Genomic DNA, 19,834 nt, shown 5'->3' with positions numbered 1-19,834 from the left:
CCGTCACACCTCGACCGCCGCCCTCACCCCGCCCCTCTCTCCGACCGCCGCCTCTCCCACCCCCCGCCGCCGCCCGCCGACGAAGGACGCCCTCATGACACGCCCCACCCCCGCCACCCACACCCAGCTCGACCAGCTGCTGACCGGACTCGTGGAGCGGGTCGCCGAGGTGAACCATGCCGTCGTGCTGTCCGAGGACGGGCTGGTCGTCAGCAAGTCGACCGGGTTCCTGCGTGATGACGCCGAGCGGCTGGCCGCGACCGCGTCAGGGCTCATGAGTCTCAGCAAGGGCGTCAGCATGGACTTCCGCGGTGGCCCGGTGCGGCAGGCGCTGATCGAGATGGCGCACAGCTATCTGATCCTCACCTCCGCCGGCCCCGGCGCGCACCTCGTCGTCCTCACCAACCAGGGCGCCGACGTCGGTGTGGTCGCGTACCAGATGAACATGCTGGTGAAGAAGATCGGCGAGCACCTCAGCGCCGCACCGCGGGCAGGCGTCGGCCCCACCGCCGACTCCGGCGCGTGAGGTGAGCGGAGGCGACACGGCGGGCCGTCTCGTACGGCCGTTCGCCCTGACCGGCGGACGTACCCGCCCCAGCCGCGCCGACTTCACCCTCATCTCGACGGTGACCGCGGTGGACCCGCCGCCGGCCCGGGCCCCCCGCCCTCAGCCGGAGCATCAGCGCATCCTGCGCCGGTGTGCCGAGCCGATCGCCGTCGCGGAACTCGCCGCTCTGCTCGACCTTCCGATGAGCGTGATCGTCATCATGCTCTGCGACCTGCTGGAAGCGGGCCGCATCACGGTCCGCCCGCCGCATCCGGTCGCCGCCGGCGTCGACCGGGACCTGCTGCAGAAAGTGAGGGACGGTCTTGGCCGACTCTGACACCATCGCCCGGCCGGCACCCGACACGGTCAAGATCCTGATCGCCGGAGGGTTCGGCGTCGGCAAGACCACCATGGTCGGCTCGGTCAGCGAGATCGCCCCGCTGCGCACCGAGGAGTCACTGACCGCGGCGGGCCTGGGAATCGACGACCTGAACGGCATCGAGGAGAAGAAGTCCACCACCGTGGCCCTGGACTTCGGCCGCATCACCATCAGCCGGGATCTGATCCTCTATCTCTTCGGGACCCCCGGCCAGCAGCGGTTCTGGTTCATGTGGAACGACCTGGCCCTGGGCGCCCTGGGGGCCGTCGTCCTCGTCGACGTCCGCCGCCCCGAGTCCAGCTTCGCCGCGATCGACTTCTTCGAACGCCGGGGCATCCCGTTCGTCGTCGGCGTCAACGGCTTCCACGGCGACCATCCCTACCCGCCCGACGAGATCCGCGACGCGCTCGCCCTGCCGGACCATGTCCAGGTCCTGCTCTGCGACGCCCGCGACCGCGAGTCCTCCCGGGACGTACTGATCGCTCTCATCGACCAGTTGATCGCCACCGCGGTCCGGTAGCGGGCTAACACTGCGCCGACAGACGGCGCGGGTGCCCTCCGTGTCGGAGGGCACCCGCGCCGGTTCGTCCGTGGTGGGGCGTCAGGACAGTCCGGCCGACTTCAGCCAGGCCTGGGCGACGTCCAGCGGGTCCTTGTTGTCGAGCTGCACCTGGGAGTCGAGGTCCAGGAGCGTCTCCGTGTCCAGCTTGGCGGAGACCGCGTTGAGCGCGTCCACGCCCTCCTGGGAGAGGCCGGACTTGTAGGCCAGCGGGGTCACGTTCGCGAAGCCGAAGAGGTTCTCCGGGTCCTTCAGGACGACGAACTTCTCCTTGGTGATGGTCGGGTCGGTGGTGAAGATGTCCGCGGCCTGCACGGTGTTCTTCGTCAGCGCCGCCTGGGTCAGCGGGCCGCCCGCGTCGAGCGCCTTGAAGGACTTGAACTCCAGGCCGTACACGGACTTCAGGCCGAGCAGGCCCTGCTGCCGGGTCTGGAACTCGGGCGAGCCGCCGATGACCAGCTCGGGCGCGGCGTCCTTGAGGTCGGCGAGTGTGGACTCCGCGGTGAGGCTGTACTTCTTCGCGGTCGCCGCGTTGACGCTGACGGAGTCCTTGTCCTCGGCGGGCGACGACTCGAGCAGCGTCAGCGTGCTGTCGAGCTTCGTCTTCACCGCGGCGTTCACCGCCTCGGCCGTCTTCTGCTCGGCTTTGGGGTCGAGGTAGGACAGCAGCGAGCCGTTGTACTCGGGCAGGACGGTGATGGAGCCGTTCTTCAGCAGGCCGTATGTGGTCTCGCGGCTGCCGATGTTGGGCTTGTAGCTGACCTTGATGCCCTTGGCCTTGAGGGCCTCGCCGTAGAGGTCGGCGAGGAGGATGCTCTCGGCGAAGTTGTTGGAGCCGACGACGACGGTGTCGCCGCTGCCGCTCCCCTTGTCCTCCTTGAGCGGGTCGGAGGCGTCGTCCGAGCCGCATCCCGCCAGCAGGGCCGCGGTGGCGGCGAGCGCGACGGCGGCTACGCCGGGATGCTTCCGGATGGACCTGCTGCGTGGGGCGTTGGAAGTCACGATTCCCGTTCCGGACTGTGTGGGCTGATGAGAAACAAGCTCTGGCACTGATCCAATCCAGCCAGTTCTCGGTCAGTCAAGTGCACCCTGGTCACCAATTGGCGTCAATGCGCGACCGGTTGTGAAAAGGCGCCAAAGTCCCGTCATCCCGGCGCCGTCCCGTTGTAACGGATTCTTGACTCAGGGTGGCATGATCGATCTTCCGAAGAGACGGTAGTCTCCGGGTCGTTGGCGTTCGGACACACTGGCGTGCCGGTGCCCCATTGGTGCATTTCATCACCATCCGACACGATCAGAATCGGTCACGTGAGGTCTTCGCGCGCCGTCATCCCCCATGAAGGAGGCCTGGTGTCCACGAGCGAGTCGGCTCCGCCTTCGGCCCCGGGTGGCATACGAGGCTTCGCCGATCGCCGGCCGTTCCGGCACAAGCTCAACGTGCTGGTCGGCGTCCCGCTGACGGTGGTCGCGGTCCTGCTCGCCTATCTCATCACCGACCAGGTCCAGCAGTCCTCGGAGGCGGCCGACGCGGCACGGCTCGTGCGCACCAGCACCGAGGTCGCCACGCTGGTGGACCGGCTGGAGGCCGAGCACCAGCAGGCCATCCTGCTCTCCGTGCGGCACGAGGCCACCAACGACGGCGGCACCCCCTCCCAGGTCCCGTACCGCAAGGCGCAGTTGTCGGTGGACAACCAGGTCAAGAAGGTCCGCAAGGCCTTCGGCGACCGGCTCCCCGCGGACGAGGCCCGGGCCCTGCGGGAGATCGAGGGCCTGGAGAGCCTGCGCAACACCATCGAGCAGGCGTATCTGCCCGCCGACAACATCGACCCCGCCTACGCCAGTGCCGCCAAGGGCCTGATCGACGGCCTCGGCCTGGACCGCAACACGGCTCTGGCGACCACCTTCACCGGTAACCTGCTCGACTCCCTGCTGCGCGCCGACGCCGCCCACAGCGCCTTCGAGACCGGTGTGTTCTCCGCGACGACCGGTGACTCGAACGCGCTCATCGAGTTCATCGGCGCGATCGGCTCCTACGACGAGTACACCCACCAGGCCGACCGGTTCGCGCGGTTCGCCACCGAGGAGCAGACGGAGCAGCTCGCCGGGATCGAGCACAACGGCCCGCAGGCCGCGATCAACCGGCAGTTCGCCGAGCTCCAGATCGACCCCAGCTCCCTGCAGGCCGACTCCCCCGCCGAGATCCGCCGGATGTTCGGGACGGCGCTCGACGCGTACCCCTCCTACCGCAAGCAGGCCGCGATCCGGCTGGGGATCACCACCGCGCTGATCGACCAGATCGCCGACCGCGCCGACCGCGCCTCCGACGAAGCCCTGCGCAACGCCGTCCTGCTGCTGGGCCTCGCCCTGCTCGGCTTCGTCATCTGGCTCGCGTTCTCGGTGGTCGTACGCCGCTCCGTGGTCCGCCCGGTCCAGGCCCTGACCCACGCCGCGCAGCAGGTCGCCGAGGACGCCGAGCGCGAGCTCGCCCGGGTGGCCGACGACGACGCCGAGGACGACCGTCCGGCGCAGCTGCGGGCGATGCCGGCCACGGCACGCGACGAGATCGGCGATCTCGCCGAGGCCTTCAACCATGTGCAGACCACCGCGGTCGCGCTCCTGGAGCGTCAGGTGCTCAGCCGCCGCAACGTCGCCGAGATGTTCGGCAACGTCGGCCGCCGGGTCAGCAACCTGACCACCCGGCAGCTGGCCCTGATCGACGCGGTGGAGCGCGGTGAGACCGACCCCGAGCTCCTCGAACGCCTCTACAGCATCGACCACATCGCCGTCCGCCTGCGCCGCAACGCCGACAGTCTGATGCTGCTCGCCGGCATCCGCGAGACCGTCCTGGACGCCGGGCCGATCGCGCTGACCAATGTCGTACGGGCCGCGCTCGGCCAGATCGAGGGCTTCCAGCGGGTCCAGCTGCTCGCGCGGACCGAGGTCGCGGTGGCGCCCGACATCATCGCCGACCTGACCCTGATGGTGGCCGAACTCGTGGAGAACGCCGTGTCGTTCTCGCCCGCGGACAGCCCCGTCGAGGTGTTCGTGCAGAACTCTGCCGAGGGCGCGGCGGTCGTGGTCGCCGACCACGGCCTGGGCATGGACCCCGAGCGGCTCGACGAGGAGAACGCCCGTATCGTCCGCCGTGAACGTCTCGACCTGGTGCCCTCGAAGGTGCTCGGCCTCTTCGTGGTCGGCTCGCTGGCGCGCCGCTGGGACATCGACGTAGCCCTGTCCCGTACCCCGGGCGGCGGTGTCACGGCCGAGGTGACCCTCCCGCAGTCGCTGCTGCTGACGGCGGCCGCGGTGCAGCCGGCGGCACCGACCACACCGGCGGCGGCCACGGACGACTCGGGCCCCCGGCCGCCGGTCCCCGCCGACGACCATGACGGGCCCCTGCCCCGCCGGGTACGCCGCGAGGAGGACCCGGCCGCTGCGGACGGCCTGCCCTTCATCCCCAAGGCCCGCGCCGAGGAACCGGCACCCGCCGACGACGCCCCCGGCACTGCCCGCCCCCTGCGCCGCCGTGTCCGCGGAGCCACCCTGCGCACCACGGCCGACGCCGCCCCCGCGAGCACCCGCCAGGCACCCCGCCCCGCCGACGCGGAGGCCGTCCGCAGCGCCCTCGAGGAGTTCGAGGCCGCGGTGGAACGCGCCCATCGCGACAGCGACACGGAACCGCACCAGACCCCCCGCAAGCACCACCAGAACCACCTCCCGGAAGGAGCGGAGCAGTGAGTACATCGACAGGTGATACTCCGACGGGAAACACACCGGCCGAGCTGAAGGCCGCGGCAGCCGACTTCACCTGGCTGTTGAATCGTTTCGCCACCGAGACCGCGGGCGTCGTGGACGCCATCGCCGTCTCCTCGGACGGACTGCTCATCGCGGTCTCGGAACTGCGTGAGCACGCCGACTCCGAGCGCCTCGCGGCGATCGTGTCCGGCATCACCAGCCTGGCCGCCGGCGCGTCCGGCAACTACGGCCTGGGCGGCCTCAACAAGGTCATCATCGACCTGGAGGGCGGCCACGTCCTGGTCTCCGCCATCGGCAGCGGCGCCGTCCTCGGCGTGGTCACCGACAAGGAGGCCAAGCTGGGCAACATCGCCTACGAGATGACGCTGTTCGCCAATCGGGCGGGCAGCGCGCTCAGTCCCCAACTGGTGCTGGCGCTGAAGAACAGCGTCGGCTCCCCGTCGGCGCTCTGACCGGGACCGGGACGGACACGCCATGGCGGACGGCTCCTCAGCCCCGGGGCAGGACCCGGTCGGGCCCGCCTCCGCCGTGCGGCCGTTCCTGGTCACCGCCGGCCGGGTGGCGCCCAGCGCAGCCGGCCGGCCGATGCCCGTCGAGACCCAGGTGGTGGCCACCGTCGAGGGTCTCGACGCGCTCGGCGGGCTCTCCTTCGAGCAGCACGACATCGTCGCCGCCTGCCGCCGGCCGCAGTCCATCGCGGAACTCGCGGCCCGGCTGCGGCTGCACCTCAACGTGGTCCGGGTGCTCGCCGAGGACCTGCGCACGGAGGGGCAGTTGACGGTGCATGTGCCCGACTCCGACGACACGCACGACGCTTCCGTCCTGCGAAGAGTGATCGATGGCCTGCGCGCCATCCCCGACTCCCGAGGGGTACTCCGTGACTCCGACTGAACCGGCCACCCTCGACGGGTCCGGTCCGGCAGCCGCCGTGCGGCCACCGCTCCCGGTCAAGATGGTGATCGCGGGCGGCTTCGGCGTGGGCAAGACCACCGCCGTCGGCGCCATCTCCGAGATCGAGCCGCTGACCACCGAGGCAGCCATCACGGAGGTCGCGGCGGGGGTGGACGACCTCACCCACACCCCGCGCAAGACCACGACGACGGTCGCGATGGACTTCGGCTGCATCACCATCGACCCGACCCTGAAGCTGTATCTGTTCGGCACGCCCGGGCAGGAGCGGTTCGGCTTCATGTGGGACGACATCGTCGAGGGCGCGCTGGGTGGCCTGGTCATCGTGGACACCCGCCGTCTCGACGACTGCTACGCCGCGGTCGACTACTTCGAGCACCGGCAGATCCCGTTCGCGGTGGCCGCGAACGCGTTCGACGGCAAGGTCGAGCACACGCTGGAGGAGGTCCGCTGGGCCCTCGACGTCGCGGACCACGTCCCGGTCGTCATCTTCGACGCCCGCGAGCGCGGCTCGGTCCGGGACGCCCTGCTCGTCGTACTCGAACTGGCCCTGGCCCGTACGGAGAGCTGACGCGGGGCCACGGAATGGGCGGGCCGGCAAGGGGGTTGTCCCCTGACATGAGCCACGACGAGCGCACCATCACCAACCCGTCCGCCCTGCACGACCCGACACCCTTCGGGTACAGCCACGCCGTCTCGGCGCCCGGCGAACTCGTCTTCGTCGCGGGGCAGTACGCCTCCGACGCCACCGGCGCCCCCGTGCCGGGCGACTTCGCGGCACAGGTGGAGCTCGCCTTCGACCGGCTGCGCGCGGCCCTGGAGGGCGTCGGCCTCGGCTTCGAACACGTCGTCCGGCTGGGCTCGTCCGTCGTCGACCACGACCTCGCCAAGCTGGAGACTCTCGGCAAGGCCCTGCATGCCCGCTTCGGCGACCGGCTGCCGGCCCAGACACTCAGCGGGGTCGCCGCCCTCGCACTGCCGGGCATGCTCTTCGAGGTGGACGCGGTGGCCGTCCGGCCGGTCAGCTGAGCGCTCCGCGGGAAGTGCCGCGATGTGCCGTCGGCCGTGCGCGGCGCCGTCGTGGCTGGTCGCGCCCCGCGGCGGAGCCGCAAATGGATACGGCCCCACGCCCCTTCAGGGCGCTGCCGAACCGTGGAGGACGTCACCCGACCCGCTCAGACGCTCCGCCGCACCCCCCGGGACACGGCGGCCCTTCCCACCGCCCAGAACACCGCGAGGGTGAGCAGCGCCAGTCCCGCGACCAGTGTGGCGCCGCCGACGACCTTCTCGTAGTTGCGCTGGTAGAGCCCGTCCACGATGTAGCGGCCGAGGCCACCGAGGCTGACGTAGGCCGCGATGGTCGCCGTGGAGACGATCTGGATGGCTCCGGAGCGCAGGCCGCTGAGGATCAGCGGGAGCGCGGCCGGGAGTTCGACGTGGAAGAGGACCCCGGCCTCGCTCATGCCCATGCCCCGCGCGGCGTCGACCGAGGAGGGGTCGACGGTGCGCATCGCCTCGTACGTGGTGACCAGGATCGGCGGGATGGCGAGAATGACGAGCGGGGTCATCACGTTGACCAGGCCGAAGCCCACCAGCAGGGTGAGCAGTACCAGCAGGCCGAAGGTGGGCAGGGCCCGCCCCGCGGTGGCGATCAGGGAGAGGACGGTCCCGCCGCGCCCGTAGTGGCCGGTGACCAGTCCGACCGGCAGTGCGATCGCGGCGGCGACGAGCAGCGCCTCCAGGGTGTACTGGAGGTGCTCCGCCACCCGCGTGGGGATGCCGTCGTAGCCCTGCCACTGGGCGCTGTCGTTGAAGAAGTTGCCGATGTGGGTGAGCAGGTTCACCGTGCTGCCTCTTCCAGGACGGGGGCGGCCTTCCGCTTCCTGTGCTGCGGGCGCGGCATCCACGGCGTCAGCAGACGGCGCAGGAGCACCAGCGCGGCGTCGGCGAGGATCGCGAGGGCGGCCATGGACAGCACGGCGTTCACGGCGAGTTCCGGCCGGTTGTAGATGTTGGCGTCGTTCAGCAGGTTGCCGAGGGCGCCCTGGTTGCCGATGAGGGTGCCGACGCTGACGAGGCTGACGCTGGACACGGTGGCGACCCGCAGCCCCGCGATGATCGCGGGCACGGCGATGGGCAACTGGACCTGGACGTACCGGCGTACGGGTCCCAGGCCCATGGCCTTCGCGGCGGCGAGGGTCTCCTGCGGGACCGAGCGGACGGCGTCGACGACGGCCGGGACCAGTACGACGAGGCTGTAGACGGTGAGCGGGATCATCACCGTCAGCTCGGTCATGCCGGTGTAGTCGATGAGCAGCACGAAGAAGGCCAGCGAGGGGATGGCGTAGAGCACGGTCGTCACCCACAGCACCGGCGGGTACAGCCAGCGGAAGCGCACGCACAGCTGGGCCAGCGGCAGGGAGATCAGCAGTCCGGCGAGCACCGGCAGCAGGGCCTCGCGCAGATGCAGACCGACCAGGCCCAGCCAGCTGTGCTGGAGGTCGCTGGGGATGTCGAACATACGGTCCCAGTTCATCCGGCGACCTTCGCGTCCGTACGCCCCTGCGCGTGGGCGCCGCGGATGGCCTCCGCGATGGTCTGCTGGGAGACGACTCCGGCGACCTTTCCGCCGGCGTCCACGGCGACCGCCCACCCGGTGGGCGAGAGTACCGCGCAGTCCAGCGCGGCCCGCAGCGAGTCGGTGCCGGCGACGAACGGCCGTCCGTGCGACAGCAGTCGGCCCACCTCGACCTCGCCCGCGGTCAGGTGCTGCGGCTCGCTCCAGCCGAGCGGCTTGCCGTCGGCGTCCGTGACGAGGAGATAGGGGGCGTCCGCGATGTCGCGCACCCGCTCGGCGATCTGCTCGGTGGTGGCGTCGACCGCGACGACCGGCCCGGTCGACAACTCCAGCCCCGCGGACGGGAAGAAGGAGAGCCGGCGGATACCGCGGTCGGCGCCGAGGAAGTCCTCGACGAAGGCGTCGGCCGGGTTCGTCAGCAGTTCGGCGGGCGGCGCGTACTGGGCGAGCCTGCCGCCGGTGCGCATCACGGCGACCATCGTGCCGATCTTGACGGCCTCGTCGATGTCATGGGTGACGAAGACGATCGTCTTGCCCAACTCCTCCTGGATACGGAGGAGTTCGTCCTGGAGTCCCTTGCGGACGATGGGGTCGACTGCGGAGAACGGCTCGTCCATGAGCAGCACCGGCGGGTCGGCGGCGAGCGCCCGGGCCACGCCGACGCGCTGCTGCTGGCCGCCGGAGAGCTGGTAGGGGTACCGCTTGGCGAGCGTGGCGTCGAGTCCGACCCGCTCCATCAGCTCGCGGGCCCGCTCCCGGGCCTTGTCCTTGCTCCAGCCGAGCAGACGGGGCACGGTGGCGATGTTGTCGATGATGGTGCGGTGCTGGAAGAGACCGGCGTTCTGGATGACGTACCCCATGGACCGGCGCAGGGTGTTGACCGGCTGCCGCAGGATGTCCTGGCCGTCGAGGAGGATGGTGCCCTCGGTGGGTTCGACCATGCGGTTGATCATCCGCAGGGTGGTCGTCTTGCCGCAGCCCGAGGGGCCGACGAGGACGGTGATCGAGCGGTCGGGTATCTCCAACGAGAGCCGGTCGACCGCCACCGTGCCGTCCGGGTACCGCTTGGTGACTGAATCTATCCGTATCAAAACGCCGAATACCCTTCGGGACTGGCCGGGGTGGACCGCTTTCGGCCGTGGTGGGGCGGGCCGTTGCGGGTGAGTCTAGACCGCTGGTGTTGACGCACTTCAGCGGGCACTGTCCGCCGGAGCGGCCGGAAAGCGCTGTTGACCGGGCAGGGCGCGCGTACTGTCATGGAGTTCGCACGCATCCGACCGTCCATGACGAGGAGCGCGACGTGAGTGAGTGGCGCAGCCGCCCGGTGCGGTGCCCCGTCGCGCGTGTACCTGGGGCCGGTCGCGGTGGAGCGAGGCCGGGAGCGGCACAGAGCGGCGCCGGCACGGCCGAGAGCGCGCTCTCCCGGGGCGGGCGCCCCGCAGCTCGGACGATCCGCCGGACGCACCCCGGGCCGTGGTGCACCGATGTCCGAAACGGTACGCCCTCCCCCGCTCCCGGCCCGGCCCCGGCCGGAGCCGCCCGGATCGCCACCGCTGCCGCGCGCCGGGTCCGGTGAGCGGCCGTGGCCTCCGGCGGATCGGCCGCGGGCGGCGGTTCCCGAATACCCTCCTCCCTGCCCGGCCGGCCCGGGTTCGACCCGGCGGTGCTGGCCCGGGGGCGACTGCTGCTGGCGCTCGCCGACGACGCCCGGGGACGTGACGCGGCCGACGAGGCACGGACGCTGGCGCTGCGGGCGGCGGCGGACTTCGAGAGCGGTGTACGGCTCACCGGCCGGCACAGCGCCCCCTCCGCCGTGCGCTGCCGGGCCCTGCTGGATCTGGCCGAGGCGCGTGCCGTGGCCGCCGGTGACACCGGGCATCCGGGGGTCCTGGAGGCGCTGGAGCGGGCGGTGGAGGCGGTCCGCGACCAGGGCCCCGCGTTACGCGTGCCGGCCCTGCGCCGGCTGGCCGAGGCGCACACGGCCCGCTACCGGCACACCGCCGAGTCCGTCGAACTCGTCGCCGCCGACGGGTACTTCACACAGGCCGAGGCCCTGCTGGGCCGGGACGACCCGGAGCGGGCGGAGCTGCTCGCGGGCCGTGGCGAGGTGCTGGTCGCCCGGGCCGAACGGGGCGGCGAGCTGCCGGTGGCCACCGATGCCGTACGGGTGCTGCGCGCGGCCCTGGCGCTGACGGCCGACAGTGATCCCCATCTGGCCGACCGGCGGCTTCTGTTCGGGCGGGCGCTGCGACATCATCACGGCGCGGGCGGAACGCCGACCGATCTGCACGAGGCCGAGTGGGTGCTGGCCCGCGCGGCACGGGACGCGCGCGACGACCGTACGGCGGCGCTGGCGTGGCTGGAGCGCGGCGACGTACTGCTGACGCTGGCCGGGGACGCCGGGGCGCCCGAGTGGCTGGACCTGGCGGCCGATGCGTACCACCACGGCGTACGCAGTGCGGAGCGGGCCGGTGAGCCGCTGCTGGCCGCGCGGGCGCATCACCAGCGCGCAGTGGTGCTGGAGCGGACGGCGGGACCGGAGCACGCGCTGGAGTCGTACCGGACCGCCTGGGCGCTGTGGCAGCGCGCCGGGGCGGCTCAGGGGCCGCAGGCCCGGTCGACGTTCGAGCGCATGACCGCGCTCGCCGGAACAGGCGGACGGTGAAAGGGAGTGTGCAGGGTGACGGAGCCGACCGGACGGGACGGACATGCGGGGACCCCGCTCCCCGGACTCCCCGACTACACAGCCGTCGATCTGGCCGCGCTCCGCGCCCGGGTCGACCACCCCGTGCTGGGCGCGGTGCTGGCCACACTGCTGGCCCGGTCGTGCGACGCCGACGGCGGCCTCGTGGCGTATCACGAGGACTCCCCGGGGGTAGAACGGTAGCGGCGGCACGGGGCCGCCCAGGGGGAGGCGACGCTGTGCAGACCGCTTCGGACGACAGCTTACGGATCGCCCGGGACCGGGAGTTCGCGCCGTGGCCGCACGCCGAGCTGGACGTGGCGGCCCTCAGACGTGCCGGACAACGCCCCTTCCCCTTCCGTCAGTTCGTCCTGAAGGTGCACAGTCGCTGCAATCTCGACTGCACCTACTGCGTCATCTACCAGGGCGAGGACGCCAGTTGGCGCGGCCGGCCGGCACGGGTGTCGCCGGGAGTGATGCGGCAGACGGCCCGGCGGATCGCCGAACACGCGGCCACCCACGGGCTGTCCGAGGTGCGGATCGACCTGCACGGCGGGGAGCCGCTGCTGTCCGGCGCCGACACCGCCCTTCAGTACACGTCCGCCGTACGCCGGGCGCTGCCGTCCGACGTCGCGCTGCGGGCCACCGTGCAGAGCAACGGCACGCTGATCACCGACCGGACCCTGGACCGGCTCGCCGACGCGAACATCCGGGTCGGACTGAGCCTGGACGGCGGCACCGCGCACCTGAACGCCCGCCGCGTGGACCGTGCGGGACGGCCGTCCTGGCCGGCGGCGGAGCGGGCCGCGCGGCTGCTGGCGGACCGGCCGGAGCTGTACGCCGGGATCCTGTGCGCCATCGACATCACCAGCGACCCCGGGGAGGTGTACGCCTCGCTCGCCGAGCTGCGCCCGCCCCGCCTCGACCTGCTGCTGCCGCACGCCAACTGGTCGAGCCCGCCGCCGGGCCTGCCCGCCCGCGCCCCGGGTGCGTGGCGGGCCGTGCCCACCCCCTACGGCGACTGGCTGGCCGCCGCCTTCGACCTGTGGTGGGACGGCGCGCCCGACGGCTCCCAGCCCCGGGTGCGGCTGTTCACGGAGGTCGTGGCGCTGCTGCTCGGGGTGCCCAGCACCACCGAGTCGATCGGCCTCTCGCCGACCTGTGCGGTGGTCGTGCACACCGACGGCTCGGTGGAGCAGATCGACTCCCTCAATCTCGCCTACGACCACGCGACCGCCACCGGCCTCGACGTGTTCGGGCACGCTTTCGACGAGGCGCTGGACCATCCGGGGATCGTCGCCCGTCAGCTGGGCGTGGCGGGTCTCTCGGACGAGTGCCGGGCCTGTCCGGTGGGCCGGGTCTGCGGGGGCGGCAACTACGGCCACCGCTACTCCCGCGGTACGGGCTTTCGGCACCCGTCCGTGTTCTGCGCCGACCTGGAGCGCCTCGTACGGCACGCGGCCGGGCGGCTGAGCGCGGTGATGCCCCCGGATTGAGCGACGTATCGCATAAAGTGCACGCGCACCACATGTACACAAAACTGCCAAAAAACGTCAATCTATTGATTTCGGTGTAAGGGGAGACGGTCGGATGGCCGACAGGTCCAAGGGCGCCGAGTCCCACGAGCACTTCACCATCAGCTACGCGGGATTCAACCGGCCCTGGGCGACGTGGATCGCGCACCAGCTGGAGCAGCTGGGCCACGAGACGACCCTGCTGCGCTGGGACCCTCCGCTGCGGATGCCGCTCGCCGAGGCGTTGCGCAATCTCCTCAAGGCGCCGGGCCGGGTGCTGCTGGTCCTGGACGACTGGTACTTCTCGCTGGGCCCCCGCTCGGACGCCGAGTGGACGCAGGCGCTGCACGAGGTGGTGCCGGCCCATGTGGACCGGTTCTCCGCGGTCAGCGTGGCGACGAGGGCGCTGCCCGCGACGGCCGCCCCGCTGCGCCCGGTCGACCTGCGCGACCTGGACTCGCGCGAGGCCCGCCGCCGTATCCTGCGCCGCCTGGACTTCGAGGCGCCCGCCGAGCCCGCCGCCCCGTCCGGCACCGCCGCCCCCCGCTTCCCCAACGATCCGCCGTCGGTGTGGAACGTGCCGCGCCGCAATGTCCGCTTCACCGGCCGCGACGCGATCCTGGAAGAGCTGCACACCCGCTTCGAGCGCGGCGGCCGCAGCGGTGCGCGGGTGGCGCTGCGGGGCATCTCCGGCGTCGGCAAGAGCCAGATCGCCAACGAGTACTCGCACCGCTTCGGCAACGACTACGACATCGTGTGGTGGGTCGGCGCCCGTTTCCGCGCGCCCGCGCGCGAGCAGTTCGCGCAGCTCGCCCCGCGTCTCGAACTGCCGGTCGGCCAGGAGCTGGGCGAGCGGATCCGCGCGGTCCACGAGGCGCTGCGGACCGGCACGCCGTACAAGAGGTGGTTGCTGATCCTGGACTCCGCGGACGACATGGAACAGATCGAGGATCTGCTCCCGGAGGGCAACGGCCATGTCCTGATCACCACCCTCACCCAGGACTGGGCGGCCTCCGGCAATGTCACCGAGATCGAGGTGCTGCCCTTCCGGCGGCCCGAGTCCGTGGCCTACGTCCGCCGGCGCGCCGGGCGGCTGAACGACACCGAGGCCGACCAGCTCGCCGACGCCGTGCAGGACCTGCCGCTGCTGCTGGCGCAGACCGCGGCCTGGCTCGACGCCAACGCGATGCCCGCCAAGGACTACATCTCGATGATCCGGCGCGGCGAGGCCAGCCAGATCGGCATCCGGATCTCCTCCGACTACCCGATGGGCTTCCAGACCAGCTGGTCGATAACTCTCAACACGCTCCAGGAGAACAACCCCGAGGCCGTGGAGCTGCTCCACCTGTTCGCGCTGTTCTCCCCGGACGCCATCCCGGTCCGTCTGATGCAGGCCGCCCACCCCTCCGACCTGCCCGACCACCTCGCGGCCCTGGCGGGCGACCCGATCCGCTGGCACACCGCGCTGCGCCGGCTGTCGGAGTCGACCGCGGTCCGGCTGGACTACGTCGAGTCCTCCGACGCCGAACCGGCCGTGGACCGCGTCTCCATGCACCGCCTTTACCACAGCTTCCTGGTCAGCACCCTGACCGAGGACCGCCGCGAGGCACTGTCGACGATCGCCTGCACCCTGCTGGCGGGCGCGGACCCGCGCCGCCCCATCGACACCCGCGAGTGGACGCGCTACGCCGAGCTCATCCCGCACCTGGAGACCGCCGGGGCACTGGACAGCCCCGACCCGGTGGTGCGCCAACTCGTCCTGAACTGCATCGAGTACATGCGGGTCCGGGGCGAGAACCGGGCCGCTCTGCGCCTGTGCGAGCAGGCCGTCACCCGCTGGCGGACCCGGCTCGGTCCCGACGACCGGGACATGCTGATCCTGATCCACGACCACGCCAACATGCTGCGCCGCAGCGGCCGTTACCGGGAGGCGGAGGCCGTCGGACGCGCCGTCCTGGACCAGCTCGCGGAGAGCCGGGCCGACGACGACCCCGACCTGCTGCGCGCCAAGAACGGCCTCGGCGGCACCCTGGTGTCGCTGGGCCGCTACGACGAGGCGCACGACATGTTCAAGGAGTGCGTACAGGCGTACACCAGCACCCTGGGCGCGGACGCCCCGCGTGCCCTCCAGGACCGCGGCAACCTCGCCGTGGTCACCAGCCTGCTGGGCCGCTACAAGGAGTCGCTGGAGCTGCACCGCGACATCCTGCTGATCCGTGAGCGCCTGCTGACCCCGCGGCACCATCTCACCCTGCGCTCAGGCATGTTCTACGCCTGGATGCTGCGCCTCCTCGGCCGCTACGACGAGGCGACGTCACGCCAGGAGCTCAACGTCCGTGCCCACCGCAACACGATGGACCGCTACACCCCCCAAACCCTGTTCGCCGAGCACAACTTGGCGCTGTGCATGCGACGCAAGGGCGATCTGCTCGGCGCCGAGTCGCTGATGCGCAGCGTGGTCGAGCGGTTCGTGCAGCGGCAGGGCCCGAACCACCCCGACTCCCTGCTGGTGCAGGCCGACTTCGCCACCTTCAACCGCGAGCACGGCAATCTGGAGCAGGCCCGGGAATCGGCGGAGGGTGTCGCCGAGCAGTACGCCAGACTCGTCGGCCCGCACCACCCCTATGCGGTGGGCACGGCGGGCAATGTGGCGCTGGCCCTGTGGGAGTACGGGGAGCGCGACGAGGCGCTCAGGATCGCGGAACGGGCGCTCAGGGACATGCGCGCCGCGGTGGGCCCGTCCCACCCCTGGGCCCTGGGTGCCGGACTCAACGCCGGGGGCGCCCGCAGCCTCGCCGGCGACGAGGAAGGCGCGGCCGAACTCACCCGCGCCGTCCTGGAGTCGGCGCGCACGACCCTGGGCGAGACCCACCCCCTGACCTTGTCCGTCAAGGCGGCCCTCGCCTCCGACCTGCGGATACTGCGACGCGGGCAGGAGGCGTCCAAGCTGGAGCACGAGGCGCTCCAGCAGCTCTCCGACACCCTGGGCGCCCAGCATCCCCACACCCTCTCGATCCGCCGCCGGGAACGGCCCTACTGGGACTTCGAGCCGCTCCCGACCTAGGTCACAGCTCGGCGCTAGCACCTCGTGGGAACTTGCCTGGTGGGGTCTCAGCCGGGCAGCATGGGCCGGGCCTCTCGTCAAGAGGCAGGTTCGGCCGTCCTGAGAGGTGAGTGTGCGGGGTACAGACGAGGACAGGCCGCATGTGGCTGGAGTACGGAACCCGGGCGCCGACCTGCCCGACCTGACCGATCTCGACCTGCTGGCGCTGTCCCGTGAGTCATCGCATCCGGTGCTCGCGGCGGTCGCCACGGGCCTGCTGCCCCGCAAGCTGCGCGGCGGCCCCGCGATGGCCTTCTACGAGGACGGTCCGTATCAACTGTGACCGCGCGGTGGCCTCTTGAGACACTGGACGTCGCCGGATTACGGCGGTCCGGGGTACGGGCCGTGCCCTTCCGGCAGTTCGTCCTGAAGGTCCACAGCCGCTGCAATCTGGCCTGCGGTTACTGCTACGTCTACGAGGGCGCCGACAGCAGCTGGCAAAACCGTCCGCCGACGGTGTCCGCCGGGGTGATCCGGCGTACCGCGGCACGGATCGCCGAGCACACCGCGACCCACGGGCTGTCCTCCTTACAGCTCAACCTGCATGGCGGAGAGCCCCTGTTGGCCGGGGTGGACACCCTGGTCGGCTATGTCACCGCCGTGCGGGAGGCCGTCGGCGCGGGCTGCCGGGTGGAGGCCAGCGTCCAGACGAACGGCACGCTGCTCACCGAGGACCGGGTGCGCCGGCTGGCCGACGCCGGGATCGGCATCGGGGTGAGCGTGGACGGCGGCACCCCGTGGCTGAACCGGCACCGCGTCAACCACGCCGGGCGCTCGTCCTGGGCGGCGGTCTCGGCCGGGCTCGAGGTGCTGCGGCGGCATCCGGAGGCGTACGCCGGGATCCTCAGCGTGATCGACCCGGACTCCGATCCCGTCGAGGTGTACACGTCACTCACCGCGCTCGACCCGCCCTCCATGGATCTGCTGCTGCCGCACGCCAACTGGGCGCATCCACCCGCCGTGACAGGACCCCACCCCTACGCCGACTGGCTGATCCAGGTCTTCGACCTCTGGTTCGATGCCACCGAACAAGCCGTCCCGATCCGGCTGTTCCGGGAGATCATCGGGCTGCTGCTCGGCCTGGACGGCGGGGCCGAGGCCGTGGGGAACTCGCCGATGGTCGCCGTGGTCGTCGACACCGACGGGGCCATCGAGCAGGTGGACTCGCTGAAGACAGCCTACGAGGGCGCACCCGCCACCGGACGCGACGTCTTCCGGCACTCCTTCGACGACGTCCTGGACCATCCCGGCGTCGTCGCACGGCAGTTGGGCCGCCGGGCCCTCGCCCCCAAGTGCCTGGTGTGTCCGCTGGCGGCCGTGTGCGGCGGGGGCAACTACGCCCACCGCTACCGCGCCGACGAGGGCTTTCTCAACCCCTCGGTGTACTGCGCCGACCTGGAGCGGCTGATCCGGCACATCGCCGACCGGGTACGCCGTGCCGCCGACCTCGGGACGCCCTCGGGGACGATCGACAACCGCTGAGCACAAGGCTGTTGAGCGAGCCGGGAACGGGGAAGGAAAGCACAGGGATCCGGCTCGCAGGACGGGGGAAGTGCTGCATGACGATCGTGACAGGGGTGGCGGCGGACGGCCGGGACGGGCCGGTGTACGTCGAGGTGGACGGCTTCGTGGCCACGGGCGGCGTCGACGACGTGTACCGGGGGATCGACACCCGGGGCCCCGCCGACCGGGTGCTGGAGGTGGCGCGCGACGTCTACGCCGACGGTCTCGACCTGGCCCGGCGGTGCGCGCGGCAGGCGGCGCAGCAGCTGCACGACCTCGGTGAGGGTCTGAAGCCCGACGAGGTGGAACTCCAGCTGTCGATCAAGCTGGACGCCGAACTCGGTGCGGTGCTGGTGAAGTCCGGGGCGGAGGCACAGCTCCAGGTCACGTTCCGCTGGAACACGGGTGGGGCCCCGTGACCGGTGGGACCGCCGGCTCCGGCATCCACATCCTGCCGTACAGCTATGTGGTCGGACAGGCCGAGCTGAAGCTCGCGCTCGAACTGAACTACATCGCGCCGCGGATCGGGGGCGTCCTCGTCAGCGGGCAGCGCGGGACCGCCAAGTCCACGGTGGTGCGGGCGTTCTCCCTGCTGACCCGGGGAGAGCTGCCGGTCACCCTGCCGATCAACGCCACGGACGACCGGGTGCTGGGCGGGTGGGAGCTCGACGCGCTGATGCAGGGGGTGGCGCGGACACAGCCGGGGCTTCTCGAGGAGGCCGGCGAGAAGGGGATGCTGTACATAGACGAGGTCAATCTGCTGGACGACCACATCGTCAACATCATCCTCGACGTCGTCTCCACCGGGGTGCTGTCGGTGCAGCGGGAGGCCATCGACACCGTGCGCAGCGTCAGCTTCGGTCTGGTCGGGACGATGAACCCCGAGGAGGGCGGTCTGCGGCCCCAGTTGCTCGACCGGTTCGGGCTGATGGTCGCGGTGTCCGAGCTGGACCAGGAGGCGCGGCGGGCGATGGTGCTGGCCGTACTGCGCTTCGACGACGAGGCCGGGACGGAGTCCTCCTGGCTGACGGACGGGCTCGCCTCGGACGAGGCGCTGTGCGAGCGGCTGAACGCGGCGCGGGCGGCCGTGCAGGACGTACGGCTGAGCGAGGACATCGCCAAGCTCTGCGCCGACGTCGCCACGCAGTTGCGGGCCGTGGGACACCGCGGTGAGGTGGTCACCGCCTGGGCCGCCCGAGCGCTGGCGGCCTTCGAGGGCACGGACGAGGTCACCCCCCACCATGTACGCAAGGTGGCCCCCCTCTCCCTGCGCCACCGCCGCCCCGAAGCAGCCCACGGCGGCCCCGTCGAATGGACACCGGAGGAGTCGGAACTGCTCGACGGGCTGCTGGGATGACGACGAGACGGGGGCGCCCGACCGGATGGCGTCCGGTGCGGATGCCGGTGCGCTGCGGGCCCGGGTGGGCGTCCGGGCTCCTGCGGGCGCCGGCTTCCGCCGGGGTAGCACGGTGTGTTGGGACGACGGCCGTACGCGGATGGGTGACCTCGGCGGGCGGGACCCTCCTGCGGACAGCGGCGTCCTCCGCACCCGAGCGCGGTGCCGCGATGACGGGCGCCGTGGGCCGGCGGGCGGTCGGGGCGTGTGTGCGACTCCCGCGGATGCCCGTGCACTCCGGGTCGGCGGGCGGCCGGGGTGGGCGGCTGCGGTGACGGCGGAGATGAACGGGCGGGTGGCCGGGCCGCGGCAGCGGCTGTTGCAGGTGCTGGCGTGTTCCGCGCTGGGGCCCGGGCTGGACGGGGTGCTGTTGTTCGATCTGGAGCCGGAGATGGTGGCGCCGGTGACCGACGCGTTCGCCAGGGTTCTCGGGCTGCGGAACGGGCGGCCGGTGCGGCGGGCGATGCTCGGCTCGGTCACCGGGGACGACGAGCTGTGGCTGCGGCCCACGCTGCGCCACGAGGGCGCCGGGATGAACTTCTCGCTCGCCCCGGGCCCGTTGGTCGACATCGACCCGGAGGCGTCGACGCTGGTCGTGGTCCCCGATCTGGTCCGGCTGAGCCTGCCCGGCATGCGGGCCGCGGTACAGCTTCTGGGCGCCGACGTCGCCTCGGTCGAACGCTCCGGCTTCCGCGCCCGCTGGCGCCCCCGGGCCCGCTGGCTGGCCGCGTGCCGCGAGTCGGAGGTGGGCCGTCTCTCCCCCCATCTCCTGGACCGCTTCCCGATCCGCCTCAACGCGGCGGGACTGGAACCGGACCGACTGCTCGACGTACTGGACCTGCCGCGACAGAGCCGTGGACCGGTCGGGTCGACCACGCCACGCGTCGCCCCCCGACGCGCCCCCGCC

At 71.8% G+C, this 19,834-nt stretch carries 20 protein-coding genes and 1 pseudogene; 17 read left to right on the top strand and 4 right to left on the bottom strand.

Features of this window, described 5'->3' with window-relative positions; translation table 11 throughout:
• Window positions 1-94 precede the first annotated feature (94 nt).
• Genes TN53_RS37745 through TN53_RS37735 form a run of 3 tightly spaced genes read left to right on the top strand, consistent with a single transcriptional unit; the run spans window position 95 to window position 1,446 of the window.
• Complete coding sequence (locus TN53_RS37745) at window positions 95-526, top strand: roadblock/LC7 domain-containing protein (RefSeq protein WP_046263356.1); 432 nt, start codon at window positions 95-97, stop codon at window positions 524-526.
• Window position 527: 1 nt separating this feature from the next.
• On the top strand, window positions 528-884 hold the full coding sequence (locus TN53_RS37740; RefSeq protein ID WP_046263355.1) for a DUF742 domain-containing protein: 357 nt from the start codon (window positions 528-530) through the stop codon (window positions 882-884).
• Window positions 871-1,446, top strand: a complete 576-nt coding sequence (locus TN53_RS37735) for a GTP-binding protein (RefSeq protein WP_046263354.1) — start codon at window positions 871-873, stop codon at window positions 1,444-1,446. The genes TN53_RS37740 and TN53_RS37735 overlap by 14 nt, the downstream gene beginning before the upstream one ends.
• A gap of 81 nt (window positions 1,447-1,527) precedes the next feature.
• On the opposite strand, the gene TN53_RS37730 is transcribed toward TN53_RS37735, so the two are convergent.
• On the bottom strand, window positions 1,528-2,487 hold the full coding sequence (locus tag TN53_RS37730; RefSeq protein ID WP_046263353.1) for an ABC transporter substrate-binding protein: 960 nt from the start codon (window positions 2,485-2,487) through the stop codon (window positions 1,528-1,530).
• Window positions 2,488-2,835: 348 nt separating this feature from the next.
• On the opposite strand from TN53_RS37730, the gene TN53_RS37725 reads away from it, so the two are divergent.
• Genes TN53_RS37725 through TN53_RS37705 form a run of 5 tightly spaced genes read left to right on the top strand, consistent with a single transcriptional unit; the run spans window position 2,836 to window position 7,179 of the window.
• The gene (locus tag TN53_RS37725; RefSeq protein ID WP_046263352.1) at window positions 2,836-5,223 is read left to right on the top strand and encodes a sensor histidine kinase; all 2,388 of its coding nucleotides are present in this window, start codon (window positions 2,836-2,838) and stop codon (window positions 5,221-5,223) included.
• Complete coding sequence (locus TN53_RS37720) at window positions 5,220-5,693, top strand: roadblock/LC7 domain-containing protein (RefSeq protein WP_046263351.1); 474 nt, start codon at window positions 5,220-5,222, stop codon at window positions 5,691-5,693. The genes TN53_RS37725 and TN53_RS37720 overlap by 4 nt, the downstream gene beginning before the upstream one ends.
• A gap of 22 nt (window positions 5,694-5,715) precedes the next feature.
• Complete coding sequence (locus TN53_RS37715; RefSeq protein ID WP_046263350.1) at window positions 5,716-6,132, top strand: DUF742 domain-containing protein; 417 nt, start codon at window positions 5,716-5,718, stop codon at window positions 6,130-6,132.
• On the top strand, window positions 6,119-6,721 hold the full coding sequence (locus TN53_RS37710) for a GTP-binding protein (protein WP_046263349.1): 603 nt from the start codon (window positions 6,119-6,121) through the stop codon (window positions 6,719-6,721). Before TN53_RS37715 ends, TN53_RS37710 begins: the two co-directional genes overlap by 14 nt.
• Window positions 6,722-6,768: 47 nt before the next feature.
• On the top strand, window positions 6,769-7,179 hold the full coding sequence (locus TN53_RS37705; protein ID WP_046263348.1) for a RidA family protein: 411 nt from the start codon (window positions 6,769-6,771) through the stop codon (window positions 7,177-7,179).
• Between the two features lie 146 nt (window positions 7,180-7,325).
• Here the strand turns inward: TN53_RS37705 and TN53_RS37700 are convergent, their stop codons facing one another.
• The 3 genes from TN53_RS37700 to TN53_RS37690 are packed head-to-tail and all read right to left on the bottom strand — an operon-like array spanning window position 7,326 to window position 9,819.
• Entirely contained in the window at window positions 7,326-7,994 is a 669-nt protein-coding gene (locus TN53_RS37700; protein WP_046263347.1) for an ABC transporter permease, read from the bottom strand.
• Window positions 7,991-8,686, bottom strand: a complete 696-nt coding sequence (locus tag TN53_RS37695; protein ID WP_046263346.1) for an ABC transporter permease — start codon at window positions 8,684-8,686, stop codon at window positions 7,991-7,993. The genes TN53_RS37700 and TN53_RS37695 overlap by 4 nt, the downstream gene beginning before the upstream one ends.
• Window positions 8,683-9,819, bottom strand: coding sequence for an ABC transporter ATP-binding protein (locus TN53_RS37690; protein WP_199924723.1), 1,137 nt, complete (start codon window positions 9,817-9,819; stop codon window positions 8,683-8,685). The genes TN53_RS37695 and TN53_RS37690 overlap by 4 nt, the downstream gene beginning before the upstream one ends.
• A gap of 491 nt (window positions 9,820-10,310) precedes the next feature.
• Between TN53_RS37690 and TN53_RS37685 the strand changes: the two genes are divergently transcribed.
• The 9 genes and pseudogenes from TN53_RS37685 to TN53_RS37645 all read left to right on the top strand — a co-directional run.
• Window positions 10,311-11,393: a hypothetical protein gene (locus TN53_RS37685; protein WP_052745380.1), complete on the top strand. Its 1,083-nt coding sequence runs from the start codon at window positions 10,311-10,313 to the stop codon at window positions 11,391-11,393.
• A gap of 15 nt (window positions 11,394-11,408) precedes the next feature.
• Window positions 11,409-11,615, top strand: coding sequence for a YxD-tail cyclophane-containing RiPP peptide (locus TN53_RS37680; RefSeq protein WP_046263345.1), 207 nt, complete (start codon window positions 11,409-11,411; stop codon window positions 11,613-11,615).
• Between the two features lie 35 nt (window positions 11,616-11,650).
• Window positions 11,651-12,907, top strand: a complete 1,257-nt coding sequence (locus TN53_RS37675; RefSeq protein WP_234441794.1) for an FxsB family cyclophane-forming radical SAM/SPASM peptide maturase — start codon at window positions 11,651-11,653, stop codon at window positions 12,905-12,907.
• 94 nt (window positions 12,908-13,001) lie between these two features.
• Window positions 13,002-15,989, top strand: coding sequence for an FxSxx-COOH system tetratricopeptide repeat protein (gene fxsT, locus TN53_RS37670; RefSeq protein WP_046263344.1), 2,988 nt, complete (start codon window positions 13,002-13,004; stop codon window positions 15,987-15,989).
• Between the two features lie 142 nt (window positions 15,990-16,131).
• Window positions 16,132-16,311, top strand: a complete 180-nt coding sequence (locus tag TN53_RS48015) for a YxD-tail cyclophane-containing RiPP peptide (protein WP_046263343.1) — start codon at window positions 16,132-16,134, stop codon at window positions 16,309-16,311.
• A gap of 62 nt (window positions 16,312-16,373) precedes the next feature.
• Complete coding sequence (locus tag TN53_RS37660) at window positions 16,374-17,510, top strand: FxsB family cyclophane-forming radical SAM/SPASM peptide maturase (protein WP_234441793.1); 1,137 nt, start codon at window positions 16,374-16,376, stop codon at window positions 17,508-17,510.
• Window positions 17,511-17,587: 77 nt separating this feature from the next.
• Complete coding sequence (locus tag TN53_RS37655) at window positions 17,588-17,950, top strand: CU044_2847 family protein (protein ID WP_046263342.1); 363 nt, start codon at window positions 17,588-17,590, stop codon at window positions 17,948-17,950.
• On the top strand, window positions 17,947-18,888 hold the full coding sequence (locus TN53_RS37650) for an AAA family ATPase (RefSeq protein ID WP_046263341.1): 942 nt from the start codon (window positions 17,947-17,949) through the stop codon (window positions 18,886-18,888). Before TN53_RS37655 ends, TN53_RS37650 begins: the two co-directional genes overlap by 4 nt.
• Before the next feature lie 310 nt (window positions 18,889-19,198).
• Window positions 19,199-19,834 (top strand): annotated as a pseudogene (locus TN53_RS37645) (hypothetical protein); the annotation flags it as partial.

The sequence above is a fragment of the Streptomyces sp. WM6386 genome (genome assembly GCF_000972385.1).
Taxonomy (GTDB): Bacteria; Actinomycetota; Actinomycetes; order Streptomycetales; family Streptomycetaceae; genus Streptomyces.
The sequence above is the reverse complement of the archived record's forward strand: the minus strand, read 5'-3'. Positions and strand labels throughout refer to the sequence as shown.